This is a genomic window from Bacillus sp. M5A3_1b, assembly GCF_053345335.1.
On sequence record NZ_JBKEZY010000010.1, the window covers coordinates 1 to 14,232 of the forward strand.

Annotated in this window: 19 protein-coding genes; 15 read left to right on the forward strand and 4 right to left on the reverse strand. The window is 32.1% G+C overall.

The annotated features are described in order from the left end of the window. Positions 1 to 1,057 (reverse strand): IS3 family transposase gene (locus ACLBWW_RS22645; protein WP_447614252.1). Its coding sequence is split into 2 segments (ribosomal slippage), with 1,058 coding nucleotides annotated over them: positions 1 to 805 and positions 805 to 1,057; the frame shifts between segments, so codons are not numbered across the junction. This gene is flagged as partial in the annotation. A 62-nt stretch (positions 1,058 to 1,119) separates the two neighbouring features. Between ACLBWW_RS22645 and ACLBWW_RS22650 the strand changes: the two genes are divergently transcribed. Further along, positions 1,120 to 1,278, forward strand: a complete 159-nt coding sequence (locus ACLBWW_RS22650; RefSeq protein ID WP_165775594.1) for a hypothetical protein — start codon at positions 1,120 to 1,122, stop codon at positions 1,276 to 1,278. Here ACLBWW_RS22650 and ACLBWW_RS22655 read toward each other — a convergent pair. Beyond that, positions 1,261 to 1,869 (reverse strand): hypothetical protein, encoded by a 609-nt coding sequence (locus ACLBWW_RS22655; RefSeq protein WP_048546621.1) that lies wholly within the window; start codon positions 1,867 to 1,869, stop codon positions 1,261 to 1,263. The two genes, ACLBWW_RS22650 and ACLBWW_RS22655, sit on opposite strands and share 18 nt — an antisense overlap. Positions 1,870 to 2,733: 864 nt before the next feature. Between ACLBWW_RS22655 and ACLBWW_RS22660 the strand changes: the two genes are divergently transcribed. The 7 genes from ACLBWW_RS22660 to ACLBWW_RS22690 all read left to right on the forward strand — a co-directional run bounded on the left by ACLBWW_RS22660 (position 2,734) and on the right by ACLBWW_RS22690 (position 7,320). Then, complete coding sequence (locus tag ACLBWW_RS22660; RefSeq protein WP_048546623.1) at positions 2,734 to 3,087, forward strand: hypothetical protein; 354 nt, start codon at positions 2,734 to 2,736, stop codon at positions 3,085 to 3,087. Positions 3,088 to 3,144: 57 nt separating this feature from the next. Further along, the gene (locus tag ACLBWW_RS22665; protein ID WP_048546625.1) at positions 3,145 to 3,402 is read left to right on the forward strand and encodes a DUF3947 family protein; all 258 of its coding nucleotides are present in this window, start codon (positions 3,145 to 3,147) and stop codon (positions 3,400 to 3,402) included. 614 nt (positions 3,403 to 4,016) lie between these two features. Then, on the forward strand, positions 4,017 to 4,517 hold the full coding sequence (locus ACLBWW_RS22670) for a sigma-70 family RNA polymerase sigma factor (protein ID WP_048546627.1): 501 nt from the start codon (positions 4,017 to 4,019) through the stop codon (positions 4,515 to 4,517). Then, positions 4,507 to 5,529, forward strand: a complete 1,023-nt coding sequence (locus ACLBWW_RS22675; protein ID WP_048546630.1) for an anti-sigma factor — start codon at positions 4,507 to 4,509, stop codon at positions 5,527 to 5,529. Before ACLBWW_RS22670 ends, ACLBWW_RS22675 begins: the two co-directional genes overlap by 11 nt. Continuing rightward, a complete protein-coding gene (locus tag ACLBWW_RS22680; protein WP_048546632.1) occupies positions 5,511 to 5,822 on the forward strand; it encodes a hypothetical protein in 312 nt (103 codons plus the stop codon). Before ACLBWW_RS22675 ends, ACLBWW_RS22680 begins: the two co-directional genes overlap by 19 nt. A 243-nt stretch (positions 5,823 to 6,065) precedes the next feature. Beyond that, complete coding sequence (locus ACLBWW_RS22685) at positions 6,066 to 6,602, forward strand: C1q-like domain-containing protein (protein WP_001278094.1); 537 nt, start codon at positions 6,066 to 6,068, stop codon at positions 6,600 to 6,602. Positions 6,603 to 6,708: 106 nt separating this feature from the next. After that, on the forward strand, positions 6,709 to 7,320 hold the full coding sequence (locus ACLBWW_RS22690; protein ID WP_048546818.1) for a hypothetical protein: 612 nt from the start codon (positions 6,709 to 6,711) through the stop codon (positions 7,318 to 7,320). 905 nt (positions 7,321 to 8,225) lie between these two features. Here the strand turns inward: ACLBWW_RS22690 and ACLBWW_RS22695 are convergent. Next, on the reverse strand, positions 8,226 to 8,420 hold the full coding sequence (locus ACLBWW_RS22695) for a hypothetical protein (RefSeq protein WP_048546634.1): 195 nt from the start codon (positions 8,418 to 8,420) through the stop codon (positions 8,226 to 8,228). A gap of 281 nt (positions 8,421 to 8,701) precedes the next feature. Between ACLBWW_RS22695 and ACLBWW_RS22700 the strand changes: the two genes are divergently transcribed. The 5 genes from ACLBWW_RS22700 (at position 8,702) to ACLBWW_RS22720 (ending at position 12,899) form a co-directional block, all read left to right on the forward strand. Beyond that, positions 8,702 to 9,715: a glycoside hydrolase family 25 protein gene (locus ACLBWW_RS22700; RefSeq protein WP_098049336.1), complete on the forward strand. Its 1,014-nt coding sequence runs from the start codon at positions 8,702 to 8,704 to the stop codon at positions 9,713 to 9,715. 177 nt (positions 9,716 to 9,892) lie between these two features. After that, positions 9,893 to 10,744: a peptidylprolyl isomerase PrsA gene (locus ACLBWW_RS22705; protein WP_048546636.1), complete on the forward strand. Its 852-nt coding sequence runs from the start codon at positions 9,893 to 9,895 to the stop codon at positions 10,742 to 10,744. A 461-nt stretch (positions 10,745 to 11,205) separates the two neighbouring features. Next, complete coding sequence (locus ACLBWW_RS22710) at positions 11,206 to 11,424, forward strand: hypothetical protein (RefSeq protein WP_048546639.1); 219 nt, start codon at positions 11,206 to 11,208, stop codon at positions 11,422 to 11,424. A gap of 313 nt (positions 11,425 to 11,737) precedes the next feature. After that, positions 11,738 to 11,932 carry a hypothetical protein gene (locus tag ACLBWW_RS22715; RefSeq protein ID WP_239660882.1) on the forward strand — a complete coding sequence of 65 codons (195 nt, stop codon included), beginning with the start codon at positions 11,738 to 11,740 and terminating at the stop codon, positions 11,930 to 11,932. 631 nt (positions 11,933 to 12,563) lie between these two features. Further along, entirely contained in the window at positions 12,564 to 12,899 is a 336-nt protein-coding gene (locus ACLBWW_RS22720; protein ID WP_048546641.1) for a YolD-like family protein, read from the forward strand. Between the two features lie 215 nt (positions 12,900 to 13,114). Here the strand turns inward: ACLBWW_RS22720 and gerPF are convergent, their stop codons facing one another. After that, positions 13,115 to 13,330, reverse strand: a complete 216-nt coding sequence (gene gerPF / locus ACLBWW_RS22725) for a spore germination protein GerPF (protein WP_001141565.1) — start codon at positions 13,328 to 13,330, stop codon at positions 13,115 to 13,117. Positions 13,331 to 13,539: 209 nt separating this feature from the next. Between gerPF and ACLBWW_RS22730 the strand changes: the two genes are divergently transcribed. Together ACLBWW_RS22730 and ACLBWW_RS22735 are read left to right on the forward strand one after the other, a co-directional pair. Continuing rightward, positions 13,540 to 13,875, forward strand: coding sequence for a hypothetical protein (locus tag ACLBWW_RS22730; protein WP_001066873.1), 336 nt, complete (start codon positions 13,540 to 13,542; stop codon positions 13,873 to 13,875). Between the two features lie 41 nt (positions 13,876 to 13,916). Then, positions 13,917 to 14,117, forward strand: coding sequence for a hypothetical protein (locus ACLBWW_RS22735; protein ID WP_048546644.1), 201 nt, complete (start codon positions 13,917 to 13,919; stop codon positions 14,115 to 14,117). Positions 14,118 to 14,232 lie beyond the last annotated feature (115 nt).

Here is a 14,232-nt window from a genome sequence, read left to right on the forward strand (position 1 = left end):
CGCACAGTTGTGTTGGATACTTTTGTTATCTCTTGTGAATAGAAAGCTTCACTTTTCAAATGACCAAAGAAGCTTTCCATGACGGCATTATCATGGCAATTTCCTCTCCGGGACATGCTGGTGATAATGCCGTTTTCTTTGGCATACGCTTGAAATTCTTTTGCTGTATAAATACTTCCTTGATCCGAGTGAAGAAGGACATCTTTTACTCTTCGCCCTCTCATTGCTTGTTTCAATGTCTTCATCGCTAATGTCAGTGTTTGTGATTCGCTGATGACACAACTAATAATTTCACGATTAAAGGCATCCATGATCGTTGATAAATACAAGGTACGCTCTCCAAATAAGAGGTACGTCACATCTGTAAACCACTTTTCATTTGGTCTGGATGCATCGAATTCACGCTCCAATCGATGAGGGGCTACCATTGGTTCCGCACCATTGATATATTTCTTTTTCTTTCGACGTACTTTTGAAAGAATGTGATTTTGTCTCATGATTCGTAATACTTTTTTATGATTGACACACAGTCCCATTTTTTGAAGAGTAGCGGTCACTCTTCGATATCCATACCGAAATTTATGCCTAAGACGGATGTCCTTTACTTTCTCTTCTATATCATCTTTCCGATCTTCCGTTCGTTGTAACCAGCGATAAAATGTGGAACGGGGTAATTCTAATACGTTACACAATTCTTTTATCGTTATTTTTGTTTTTACATTTTTCCATAAAGTAACTACAGTTTCTGGTTTCAGCCCCTTTCGATTTCCAGATACTTTCCCTATACAAGTAATTTTGTTTTTAGATGCTTATTTTCTAGACGTAGTTGTTCTAATTCACTGAGCTCTTTTGGTCCTTTTCCATAAGAATATTGTTTTCCTACAGGTTGTTGAAAACGATACGTTTGATCTGTACGATACCATTTCATCCATGTCTTAATTTGGGAAACATTTTTAATTCCGAGTTTCTCCATAATTGTACGATTTGAATAACCATCTTTCTTCATTTCAATTACTTTCCACTTTGTTTCTTCTGGGTAATGAACTCTTGTCGTCATACGAAAAAACACCTCCATTGAATTTGCATACTTAGTATGCGAATTTAGGAGGTGTTTTTTTCATGTACCACTATTCGGGTTCACTTCACATTGTTTGTGAGAAACAAGAAGGTGAGCTTCAATTAAAAGAAACGAATTGGATTTGTGAAAATTGTGCCCGAATTACGCATGAACAAGGTATTGAAAGAGATACCTATACCCTTTTACACCTTATTCCATAAATAAGAAAGCTGGTGGGCTTCTGATTCAAGAGCTATTAAATGATCATTATTAATAGTGTTATTCGTATACATTTTGTTCTTTTGGATGTTAAGGACAGTATAATTCACATCGTTATATTTATTTGAAAATGTTGATTCATTTAATAATGTCAGTGTTGAATTGATGTTATATTTATCAATTCGCTCTTTTTTTCCTTTGAAAAATAGTTTAATAAGATGCGGCTCATCATTAATGAGCAAACCGAGTTCAGGTGATGAGCGGACGATTAAATTATCTGATAACCAATGTGATTTACCTGGATCAAACCAAGAGACTTCTTTGTTTTTAATAAATTTTTTGTACTGCTTTATAACATCAATGTAGTTTTGCTTTTTCTTCTGATCAACAGTTTGTACTAATGTTTCAAAACAATCAAAAGATAGTTCGTTTTTATGAAATTTAATAACAGTTTCTCGTAATTGTTTCCAGTAATCAAAAACCGGGTGATATTCAGGTTGAGATTTTAAATTCTTTACAAAATTTGTTTTAGCTGCACTACTTTTCAGTGTGAAGTCTAAAAATTGTGTAAGTCCCACTTTAATTTCCGCCATGTTACACCTCCTTTCCAAATGTTACTAATTCAATATTGGAAAGGGAAATCCTGCATTTTTAAGGAGGTGAACTAGATGCTAGAAAAACCGATGTTCATACACAATGGCTATTGTATTTCTTGAGCTTGGTATTCATGGAATACTTTCTAAGAGGAGGTAACAGCAATGGATCTACACCCAGTAAATGATAATAATACGAAAAAAACATTGGAAGGGTTTTTAAAAGCAGTGGGAAAGACCAAAAAGAAGAGAATGAAAAATCAAAGAAACCAAATAAAGTAGATGAGTGAAGCGCGCTATCGTTAAAATGACGAATAACGTGCTTGTTTATTTTTTTTATAAAGCGCATGCATATTCATGGATTTACAGATATTTGTTACGTGGGCATAGTGTTTTTGATAAATAATATTATGGAAATAAAAGGGAATGAGATTATATAAAAAAAGGTCCTGTTGTTTCCAACAGGACCTTTCCTAAAATGGCAAAGAGTAACTCTTACCTTACTCTTCTCGTATATATTACATGAAAAAGATAGATGTGTATACAACAAGAAATTCCGATATAATTATTCTGATATAGTATTTAAGGGTAATAAGGTAGAATTTTAAATAAGGAATTAAATTACAAATGTTGATTTGTCAGGTGATTTAAATGAATTTCTATCAAATTGTAGTTAATAAAGTGATATTGAGATAATAAGATATGTAATTTTGCATATCAGATTTTTAAAGTGAACAAGGGTATGGAATATTTAAATGATACGGAAGTTGAGGGAGAGTAATACTAAAATTTCATTTGTTTTTTACTGTAATAAATAAATTCATTTGAATAGAAGCGAAAAATAGAGGTTTGCATTAGTCATTTATGAAAGTCAAGAATATTTATAACCATAGGAGTAAATACACAGGTCCGATTTTTGTAATGATGGAGGGAATTGATGTGGACATAACTCAAAGTATGGCAAGAATAGTGGTAAATGGAAAGGATCTTCCGTTTATTTCAGTTAGAACTTCTGTATGGAATCAAGGACCTGTAAATGATTTAATTGTTTCGACAAACTTGAGAGCCGAGGAGCTTTATCAGTTTATGTGGTCACAAGTGCCAGTAATGCTTGCGATGTATTTTCTTCAAGGAGCGGACTTAATGCGGTTTGCTAGAATTAATGGGATTAATCAAAGTGTAACGGGAGAATATATTTATCATTTCTCTTGGGGATAAAGCGAATGTAAAGTAGCTTAACAGATTTATTTAATGATATGGAAGTGGGTGGGGAAAATGTTTTATTCATATTTTGCTTCTCAAGCAGATATTCGCCCAGCGTATGGTACATCAATAACGTTTAGCGGAGCACAAAGTACAGTTCAAGCTGTTCAACAAGCGTTACAAATGCAACAACAAATGCAACAACAAATGCAGCAACAAGGGATCCAGCCGTATTATTCATCCATGGAGTATTTTTACCCAGTGCATCAAATCACACCGTATGGAAGTTCTTTTCTTACTATCCCATATGGAACTGTATTTAATCTATAAATTGAAAGTTTAATCAGTAGGGGGCAGGTATCCCAAACTGATTATTAGTCCTCACCAATTGGACATATACGGACGATCCGGCTCCTACCTACCTTTCTTGCATGTTCCGAAATTTTTTTGGGAGCCTTATTACCCGCAAATGGAGAGGGGTATATGTAAGCGCCAAATAGTCCTCACCTACAATTTGTAATTAACCGATGAGATAATCTCCGTACATACTACAAGTGTTTTTTTTGATGAGAAGATACCGATTAAAGAAAAAGTGAGAATTATCTTATTATGACAAATGATGGTTAGTGGCTCTGTATGCAAGGATATATGAACATTTATTTACGCGGACCAGATCCAGATGTAACAACGAAGTCTTATCTGCGGGTATATCGTACAGGATGATTGTCCTATAACTATCAACCTACAAAAAGCAGGAGAACATCTGAATTGTTTTTTTACTGGGTTTGAAAGATATTTACAGCCATAATATCTAGTATTTTGTTTATAATTGTAAATAGTTATTGAAATGTGTAAATGTTATTTTTTTATTAATAAAAAAAATAGGAAAAATAATGCAACTTTTTAATTTGTTTATTCGTGTTATATATGAGAGGAGGAGGGGGATGGAGATTGAAGAAATATATAAGGTTTATATAAACGATGTGTACCGGTATTTATTTTCCCTTTCTCGTAGCCATCACGTAGCAGAGGACTTGACGCAAGAGACTTTTTATCGAGCGTATCTTTATTTAGAAGACTATGAAAATCAAAAGGTAAAATCATGGCTTTTTAAAGTGGCATATCATACTTTTATTGATTTTGTTAGGAAAGAAAATAAAGTAACTTTTGTAGGAACTGAGGAATTAGAGACGATACAAGCGGGGGAATCTACAGAAGAGTATGTAGTCGCAAAAAATAGTTATGAAAAGTTAATTCAGATTATTCATAATTTACCGGTGGTAGAGGCACAAGCTATTTTATTATGTGACGTACATCAATTAACGTACGAAGAGGGTGCTTCTGTACTAGATTTAAAGTTAAATACGTATAAAAGTCACATATTTCGTGGGAGAAAGAGATTAAAAGAATTGTTAAAGGAGGAAAAGAGTCAAAATGAAAAATGATAAACCTCATTCTGAACAAGATGATTATAAAGAATTGTTACAAGAAGCTCTTCATCAAAGACCGGCTTCACTTCCTGATGGAAAACAAGAGCAAGTGTTGAAAATAGGTAAAAAAAGAGCGCGTATTACGAATGTTTTAATTGTATTTACTTTTTTATTACTTATTCAACCTATTTTATATATATCAACACTCTTATATTATACATTGGCACCAACAAACGCAATGGAGATACGGAATGTAGTAAATCAAACATTAAGTGTAACAGAACCAAATGTATTTTTGAAAGATAGGGACATGGAGCAAACATTGTTACCGCTTAGTTTACAATTGCATTTTGATTTGTATAAAAGGGTAGGGAAGAAAGATATTCGAATAGGAGAAGAGAAAACAGATTATGTATTTAGTAGAGCAACGAAAGTTAGCCGTGAATATACAACAGATGAAAAAATTCCAGAAGTCCCATATATAGATAATGAGGTATTGTCTCATCCTAATAATTATAATGCATCCTATAATAGTAGTGAAGAAGCGCAGGTATTAAAGGGTCTTCCGCAAGAATCTGTTGTAGAAGCATTTATATCTTTTAGAGAATTGTTGAGTGTACAAGAGGTAACGAATATGTTTCCCACTATTGATATCGTCTGGTATGCCGTTAATACAGGGTTAGAGGAGAAGCAAACGAATGACGAGGGTATGTATGTTGCTCCGATTGGCTTTCCGGCAGATATGATTTCAAGACCAAGTGGTGCTTTTGTGAGTGATTCACCTCATGAGGAACAATTTATTGAGGTGTTAAAGTCATTACAGAAGCATGAAAATTTAGCAGTGAAGCTATCTAGAGCAAAAGTATTAGAGTTGTCAAAGCGTATTTCTTTCCTTGAAAAAAATGGGGTAAAAACATACGGGATGGTTGTAACTGGGCCTAAAGTAGAAGTTGAAAAATTGATGAGCCACGAAAAAGTTAGAAAATTGAAAGTAGGTGAAGCGAGGTTATGGAATTGGCATTCTTAAAAAAAAGAAAGAATCGTATTTATAAACAGGAAACGTGGATGGGGACTCTTTCATTAATTATTGCCTTTTTAGCGTTATTGTATTTAAATATTATATTGCTTTTTCAAGAAACATTTATAGATAAAGGTTTTCTACAAATAGTTGGTATTGGAGTGGTGTGCTCAGTCGTAGGTATGATCACAAAAAGCAAAAGTCGAAAATATGCATTGTGGGCATGTAGTTTATTTGTTTTTATGCTACTGTTTGCTATATTTGGATTTATGTTAGGTTGGATGGTAAGCTTTGGGCCATAAATATGTGGGAAAGAGCGAATGTAGATTCGCTCTTTTTTGTATTGAAAGTAAAATAGATGTATCGTGCAATCCATTAAATTTGAATGGATTGCACGATACATCTAGGTTGTGTTTTTATTAATATGTTTTCCTCTCAAGTGTATATGAATAGGCGACAAGTATAGTGCTAAAACAATAGCTCGTCCAAACATTGCGAATCCCTCTTACATAATATGTAGTAATAAGCATGAAAGGGGAACTAGTATGTCTTGCTATTACTACTGTAAGTATTGTAAAGAGTATAAAAAGAAACAGCATGATTGTTGTAAGAGCACGAGTAAGTGTAATGACAACGAGGAGAAGCTTGTTAGGGCATCTGCATTTAGAGCTAGAAATACGGTGAATCAAACGGTTCCTGCCAATACTTTTGTAAAGGTATTGTTCCAAAATGAACAATTTGATTTAGCAAATGAGTATAATCCAGTAACGTCTATTTTTATTCCGAAGACTAGAGGAGTTTACTCTATTATTGGAACGATTGGTTTCTTTCCAAACGATCCTAGCTTAAATTATAGAGCTCGTGTAGAAATTCGTGTAAATGGAAACGCAGCAATAGCTATAGATAATGACTTTTTCGGTCCAATAGGTTTTGGAAATGTAGTAAGTGTTTCGACGATTATTCAATTGAATGAAGGAGATCAAGTTGAGGTTTATGCACAAAGTAGCATAGACGGAGTTTTAAGTCCTTCAGAAGACGGCTCACATTTTGAAGCTGCAAGATTCCCTTCTCCAATTAAATAAAGTCGAGTAAACAAAAGAGAAAGAATAATCCTCACCAAGATGGTGGGGATATTTTATTCTATTGAAAATAGTAACAGTTTGTCCAAGCTATTCTAATCTATATTGCATAGTATGTAATAATAAATTTAAAGGGGGACTTACTACGTCTTATTATTACTGTAAGTATTGTAAAGATTACAAAAAGAAAAGTCACGATTGTTTTAGAAAAAATAGTCAATGTGATAGAAAGTATGTACAAGTGAATTGTTGTGATGATAAGAAAGAAAAGCTTGTAAGGGCGTCTGCATTTAGAGCTGTTAATACAATGAATCAACCTGTTCCGGAAAATACTTCAGTTAAAGTATTATTTCAAAATGAACAGTTTGATTTAGCGAATGAATATAATGCAGCAACATCTATTTTTATTCCGAAGACTAAAGGGGTATATAGTGTATTAGGGAATATAACATTCTCTCCAAATGATTTTAATGTAAATTACAGAGCTAGAGTAGAAATTCGTGTGAATGGAAATCCAGCAATAGCAATTGATAATGATTTCTTTGGGACCGGTGTATTTTTTAACAATGATGTTTCAGTAACGTCTATTCTTCAATTAGAAGCAGGGGATTCAGTTGAAGTTTTTGCTGAGAGTAGTGTTGCTGGAGTAATTGTTCAAAATGTTAATGGTTTGAATACGGTTCATTTTGAAGCTGCAAGATTTCCTTCACCAATAAAATAACGAAGAGAATATATTACTTTTCAGTAGGTTTAGTTAATCCCCTTTACCAAATGGTGGGGGATTATTATTGTTTTTCTAAAATATATAAGTAAATAGGTTAAATATAGTTTGTTTCAGGAGAATTTCACATGCTAGGATGTAAGGTTAAAAGTGCTAGCTTATTATGAGTATTAGATATTCTGCAGGTAATAAAAAGCGTACAACGAAACGAGTAACATGGTTGTGAAAGTTCTTAGGCATTATATTTGCTAGTCGTCTTATGGAATAGAAAAGACATCTTATTTTATAAATACATAAAGGGCCGTATAATTACGGGCGTTTTCTTTACTATATAGAAATTACATATTTAACATAGGTTTGTGTAGGTATTGCTATTGTATAGAAAGGAAAAATATTAAGACGATTACACTATATAAAAATAAAATAAATCCTAAGATGAGTAGTATTGGATACAACTTGAACATATTTGACCTCCTTGAGTATATAAAGAATTTTAATACATTTATGGTCAATTTAGAAGGGGAATATATTAATGAAAGATGATTGAATCAATATACTAATTTAACAGTGTAGTGAATGTATAATAAATAAAGGAGTATTGTTGATTACACATTGATTAAATTGTTTATAAGCAGCAGGTAGGTTGATTGCCCGTGAAATATAAAAGTGAGCAGGTTTATGTGTACAGAATGAGAGGTAAATAAAAAAGAGCATACATAAAAAGTACGCTCTAAAGAAAGATAGGTTTTATGAGTGGATAATCTCCATACGATAATATATGCTCGACTAATAAAAACGTGTAAAAAATCAATAGATTATCAATGGAATAGCATGAAATGAGTAATGTTGGTCTATTACCAAAGTCGCGAAGCTAACCGAATTGTAAGGAGTATGAATAAAACGGATTAACAACTGGATAATGATTGTACTTCAGTTTCAAATTTCTTATAGTTTGGATATTGCGTAATAGTTTGGCACTTAGGTGTGGAAAGTTGATTAATTATAGAAACATTTGTAATTACCTCGTTACAAGGGCCGAAAAATGTAATTTTTAGTTTTGAATTGGGTGGAACTTTGACCACGATAGGTTTTTTTTCCATGAAATCAGCTCCTAAGACGCAGTATTGTATACTGCGTTTTTTGTTGAGTTTGTAAAGGCGTATTAATATATAATATGAAATTTTTAGTTGAGTTGATAATGATATGGAGATTAATGGTGTGATTAGATTATGAAAAACTAGTAGAAACTTAATTAAAAGATCGTATATTTTGAAAAAAATATAGATTTTCTTTATTTATATTATAGATAGCTAGTATTAGGCATAAGGGGCTTTCAATAAGACAAGCTTTGAATATGATATTAAAAAGGGGATGAATTGTAGTGGGGTATATTATCGATATTTCAAAATGGAATGGAACTATTGATTGGGATATTGCAGCATCTCGGCTAGATTTAGTTATTGCTAGAGTTCAAGATGGCTCGAATACGGTAGATTTTATGTATCAAAATTATGTGAATGAAATGAAGAAACGCAGTATTCCATTTGGTAATTATGCATTTTGTCGTTTTATATCTATTGCTGATGCAAGGAAAGAGGCACAAGATTTTTGGAGTCGTGGCGATAAATCTGCTAAGTTTTGGGTGGTGGACGTAGAAATTCAAACGATGATGGATATGCAAGGGGGAACACAAGCGTTTATAGATGAATTACGCCGTTTAGGTGCGAAAAAAGTAGGACTATACGTGGGGCATCACACGTATGTATCATTTGGAGCACGTAATATTGAAGTTGATTTTGTATGGATTCCTCGTTATGGAGGAAATAAGCCAGCATATCCGTGTGATATTTGGCAATATACTGATGCGGGAAATGTTCCTGGTATTGGGAAATGTGATTTAAATCAATTAATAGGAAATAAGTCGCTTTCTTGGTTTATAGGTTCGGACCAAGTAAATCAATCTATTCAATTTAACAAAGAGAATATACAGCAATCAAAGGGTATTGGTATTGCAGTTTCAAAATATCCTGATGGATATGGCATAAACGTATATGAAAATCCTACGAATCCTCAGTTTACAGGTACAATCACTCAAAAAAATCCATATTTAGTCTTACATGGTTATTGGGAAGACGCAGATAAAGATATGATTTGCTTAGGCAATGATAAACAGTGGGTATATGTAAAACATTTTGATGTAGAATGGTTTTATGCAGTTTCAAAATATCCTGTTGGGTATGGAGTGAATTATTATGCAGAGCCTGAATGTATAAATTATAAAGGAAATATTGATGGATCAAAATCTTTTCGTGTGTGGGGAAGAGCCAAAAATGCGGTAGATATCGGGCAAAATAATTGGATACTGGAAGAACATGTAACTATTAAGAATCTATAGGAATACGTAAAGGGTCATTTTACTGATAAATAGTAAGATGACCTTTAATATTTGAACAAAAAAGAACAAGATACATAGTTTATTCAAATGAAATGAATTACATGTGGAAAACACATTGTTAACACAAGTACATTGTATAGTTATTCTTATATAATAATAAAAGTGAGGTATTTTGAATTGAAAAAGAAAAAGCTATTTTTAGGAACAATTATTTCATGCGTAGTATTGGCATTATCGGCATGTGGTTCCTCAGACAATGTAGTAACATCAAAAGTAGGAAATGTTACAGAGAAAGAGTTAAGTAAAGAATTAAGACAAAAATATGGGGAAAGTACTTTATACCAAATGGTGTTAAGTAAGGCGTTGCTAGATAAATATAAAGTTTCAGATGAGGAAGCAAAAAAACAAGTAGAAGAAGCAAAAGATAAAATGGGTGACAACTTCAAATCGACTTTAGAGCAAGTTGGATTGAAAAATGAAGATGAATTAAAAGAAAAAATGAAGCCAGAAATCGCATTTGAGAAAGCGATTAAAGCGACTGTCACAGAAAAAGATGTAAAAGATAACTATAAACCAGAAATGAAGGTAAGTCACATTTTAGTGAAAGATGAAAAGACTGCTAAAGAAGTGAAAGAGAAAGTAAATAATGGAGAAGATTTTGCAGCTTTAGCGAAGCAATACTCAGAGGATACTGGTTCAAAAGAACAAGGCGGAGAAATAGCTGGTTTTGCTCCAGGGCAAACGGTGAAAGAATTTGAAGAAGCTGCATATAAATTAGATGCAGGACAAATAAGTGATCCGGTAAAAACAACTTACGGTTACCATATTATTAAAGTGACAGATAAAAAAGAATTGAAGCCATTTGATGAAGTGAAAGATAATATTCGTAAAGATTTAGAACAGCAAAGACTACAAGACACGACAGGTAAATGGAAGCAACAAGTAGTCAATGATTTATTGAAAGATGCTGATATTAAGGTGAATAATAAAGAATTTAAAAATACATTTGAATTTCTAGAAAAGAAATAATGATTGTAATTAGAAAAGGGAACCTATATAGGTTCCCTTTTCTAGTTAGTGTGTGTGTTATAAATAGATAGTAAGACAATATAATATTACATTTAAATATTAAGAATTACAATGGGAATTTATGTATTTTTTAAAAATTGGAATGATCAATGCTTCATAGAATGTTGATATTATAATGTTTCGTTTGCTTAATTTCATTCCACTATTTGCATGTAGTCTGATTGGCGCGGGCCAATTAAAACCTGAAGTGATTTAAGTTTTTCTTTATTGAAGTGGATAAACATAATTTGCAGAATGAAACATACAATAGTATTGAAAAAATATTGATGTTAAATGAAGTGAAAAGCAGAGCATTCTACTAAAAAAGGATGTTCTTTTTAGTATGAAATTTTTAGAATAAAGAAAGAATGCTTTTAAACGAATTACTTAATAGATAAATATATTATGTAGGAGGAGAAAATATGAAAGTAATTTTTCAGAGAGAAGGCGGAGGGAAGGTTTTTGAATCGCATGATGAAGATATAAGTAACTTATTAGCTATTTTAAAAGAAACGAAAGGGATCAAGATTGGGATGGTTGAGTATGAAGTATTAAAATACGAATTAGAGTATTTTCGTAACCCAAAAAAAGCAGTAACAGAGAGGGAGTTACATATAATAGTACAACCAAAATATATGTAATAATAAGGGGCAATTATTTATAAATAGTTTTATACATTATGTACGAAAAGAGAGTGTTTAAATTGCTCTCTTTTCATAAAAATTCATAAGGAATGAATTGTGGTTCGTTATAAATCCCTTAAATTTTGTGAGTTCGTTCTTTATAATATATGCTTTCATTTATAGTTGGCTAATAAACTTGAAAAATTAAAACTTTTTAGTTTATGCAGGGATTTTATATTCGAGTAGATAAATGTTCATATAAAGTATTTTGTATACGAATATTGGAGGAGTAAAAATGAGTTTAGCAAGTTATATAGGGTGCAATGTATAAATTCCGTTAACGGATCCAGATTCTAATGATGCAATTGTTTTTGGATCGTACTTTTTAGATGAGAGTATGCTTGAAATTGTACAAGAGTTTCAATTTCAAACAAGTTACACGTATGAAGTTTCAACGAGCTGGGGCATTGAACTTGTTGAGTGGCAAAGTGAAAAGGAGAAGAAAGAAGCTAAAAAAAGCTATTAGCTTTATGCTCGATTATGGAAAGTTATTTAAATGAGGGGACTATTTTGAATTATTCAGTTGTTGGGTTGGTGATGAAGATCAGGAACGAGTGGGAGAATTAAAATTAAAAATAAATCATTTTAATATAGATGAGATTTGTATTCCGGAAAGAACGATTGTCAGGATAGAAAAGTAAATATAGAAATATACGTTATTAGAAAAAGCGACTTCACTTTGTATGAAGTCGCTTTTTCTGTTGATATGTGAACGGCCTATTATATAAGAAGTGAAAAGCTCACTTGATGAAGAAAAAATAAATGATGGATAAAAATATAATATAAATCATTCCAAAAGAACGTAGGTTCGTGTATAATTAGAACGAACGTTCTTGTATGTGTAGATAGTATACGAATAAGAAATAAAGTGAAACTTTAATTAGTTGGGTGTTCATCGTCCGTTATTTATTAGCTTTCACCAATTAAGCGTTTACGGGCAGTTGATTTTTGTCTTACCTTCTCGCATATAGCGGATTTTGAGGTAGGAGCTTCACTACCTGTTAATGCCGGATAAATATGAGCCTAGCATTATGAAAGAATAGTTGAGTACCATTATGTGTGAAATTGAATGGATAAATGATCAAGGAGATAAAGAAATGAATGATGTAAAGGTGCAGAAAATAGAAAGAGAATGGGTTCCATTTACAGTAATGTCCGAACAGTTGTTAAGTTTGCGAAAGGTTATTGGAGAGAAGTTTAAAGTACAAAAACCGCTCTTAACAAACGAAGCAAAAGAGAGAATTTCTGATAAATTATTAACGTCATTATTGTCTGAGAAAGAAATATTGGTGACATATTTTGAAGATGGTTACATCCTTACAAGTTATATGACAGTAGTGCATATAAACCCGCTAAAGCGCATTGTAATATGTACGGACGCATTTTATAAAACTTACGTATTTAATACTACAGATATTATTGAAATAACGTAAAGGAAGCTGAAATTTAAATTTTAGCTTTTTATTTTTGTTAAATGAGGAACAGAAAAAATGAAACGAAAAAGCAGCTAGCTTCATACTAGCTGCTAAGCCCCAGGGAAAGGGAGAAAAAGATAGGGTACTCCAAAAATCAATAATAGCTGTGTAACAGCCTGATTATAGTATAGACAAATTTATTATTCCTAAACAGTACGATGAAAAAAATAGGACTAAGCTGTACCTACTTGGTTTTGATCTGCAAGGTCAGAATCAAACGTATTAGTCGCGCTCACGCCATTAAAAGTATTAACAACAAAACCAACATTTGAAGCACCAGATCCATTATAAGCCTTCGTATTTTCTTTCGGAGAAACATTGTAGAAATCGCCTAAATTAAATGAACCGTTACTATTTTGTACAACTAAATTCCCTACAACTGAGGGCATAGTTTTCACCCGCTTTACAATCATTTGTTAACACTACTATATGGTCTTATAGTCCAAATGGTTCATGTAACAAAAATTGTGGAATAGTAAAACGTTTGAAGTGTAGCTTAATCCTACAATAAAAGTATGTTAAAATTAATGTAAGGTCGATTAATTTTAAAAAACAATTGTATAATTAATATATGCGAAATCAAAGGAGGCAAAATGTAATGAATAATGTTATAAAAAAAGTAGATTTAACAGATGCAAAATCAAGTAATCTTGTTGCACTTATTTATAGCAATGAAGTTATTTTGGTTGAAGAAGCATTTTGTCCAAATGAAATAAAATTAAAGTTAAATGAAATTGCAATTTTATCGGCTATTAAAACAGCACATATAATGAAAGTAACCATCAGAAAAGAACTGGAAGCAATTTTTCATGACACTGGTGTCTTATTTGTGAAGCATAGTGTTGATTATGGTAACAGTCAATCTATCACTATGCATTTTGAACAATTCAAAAAGTTGCAAAATGAGATTGAGAATTTAAATAAAAGTATGTAATAAGAATAGATGAAGAAGCATTCATAGAGGTGAACTGTTCTATGTTGAAAAAATGGTTTGAAATTTTTGGGGATGAATCCCGCTGTAAACATAAATATAGTTTTATTAAGATGCAGGATAATGAAGATTTTAAAACTGGTAAGTTAGGTGTAGCTTATATGTATCGATGTGAGAAGTGCGGGAAAGAGAAGCTGAAATATAAAAGCAATAACGAAATAAATAATGATTTTTTTGATATATAAGCAAGAGTAACTGTTATGGTTACTCTTTTTGCTTACATAAAAACTCCTACTAAAGTATGAAATGAGTTGATACTTTAGTAAATGGCTGAATGAAAAGGGAGAGTGTAAAATTTTA

Excerpts from the sequence above, each read along its gene's own strand:
- ACLBWW_RS22665 (WP_048546625.1), top strand. The coding sequence starts at position 3,145 with ATGTTTTATTCATATTTTGCTTCTCAAGCAGATATTCGCCCAGCGTAT.
- ACLBWW_RS22670 (WP_048546627.1), top strand. The coding sequence starts at position 4,017 with ATGGAGATTGAAGAAATATATAAGGTTTATATAAACGATGTGTACCGG.
- ACLBWW_RS22720 (WP_048546641.1), top strand. The coding sequence starts at position 12,564 with ATGAATGATGTAAAGGTGCAGAAAATAGAAAGAGAATGGGTTCCATTT.
- ACLBWW_RS22710 (WP_048546639.1), top strand. The coding sequence starts at position 11,206 with ATGAAAGTAATTTTTCAGAGAGAAGGCGGAGGGAAGGTTTTTGAATCG.
- ACLBWW_RS22685 (WP_001278094.1), top strand. The coding sequence starts at position 6,066 with ATGTCTTGCTATTACTACTGTAAGTATTGTAAAGAGTATAAAAAGAAA.
- ACLBWW_RS22675 (WP_048546630.1), top strand. The coding sequence starts at position 4,507 with ATGAAAAATGATAAACCTCATTCTGAACAAGATGATTATAAAGAATTG.
- ACLBWW_RS22680 (WP_048546632.1), top strand. The coding sequence starts at position 5,511 with ATGGAATTGGCATTCTTAAAAAAAAGAAAGAATCGTATTTATAAACAG.
- ACLBWW_RS22660 (WP_048546623.1), top strand. The coding sequence starts at position 2,734 with ATGAAAGTCAAGAATATTTATAACCATAGGAGTAAATACACAGGTCCG.
- ACLBWW_RS22735 (WP_048546644.1), top strand. The coding sequence starts at position 13,917 with ATGTTGAAAAAATGGTTTGAAATTTTTGGGGATGAATCCCGCTGTAAA.
- ACLBWW_RS22650 (WP_165775594.1), top strand. The coding sequence starts at position 1,120 with ATGTACCACTATTCGGGTTCACTTCACATTGTTTGTGAGAAACAAGAA.
- ACLBWW_RS22695 (WP_048546634.1), bottom strand. The coding sequence starts at position 8,420 with ATGGAAAAAAAACCTATCGTGGTCAAAGTTCCACCCAATTCAAAACTA.
- ACLBWW_RS22730 (WP_001066873.1), top strand. The coding sequence starts at position 13,540 with ATGAATAATGTTATAAAAAAAGTAGATTTAACAGATGCAAAATCAAGT.
- ACLBWW_RS22655 (WP_048546621.1), bottom strand. The coding sequence starts at position 1,869 with ATGGCGGAAATTAAAGTGGGACTTACACAATTTTTAGACTTCACACTG.
- gerPF (WP_001141565.1), bottom strand. The coding sequence starts at position 13,330 with ATGCCCTCAGTTGTAGGGAATTTAGTTGTACAAAATAGTAACGGTTCA.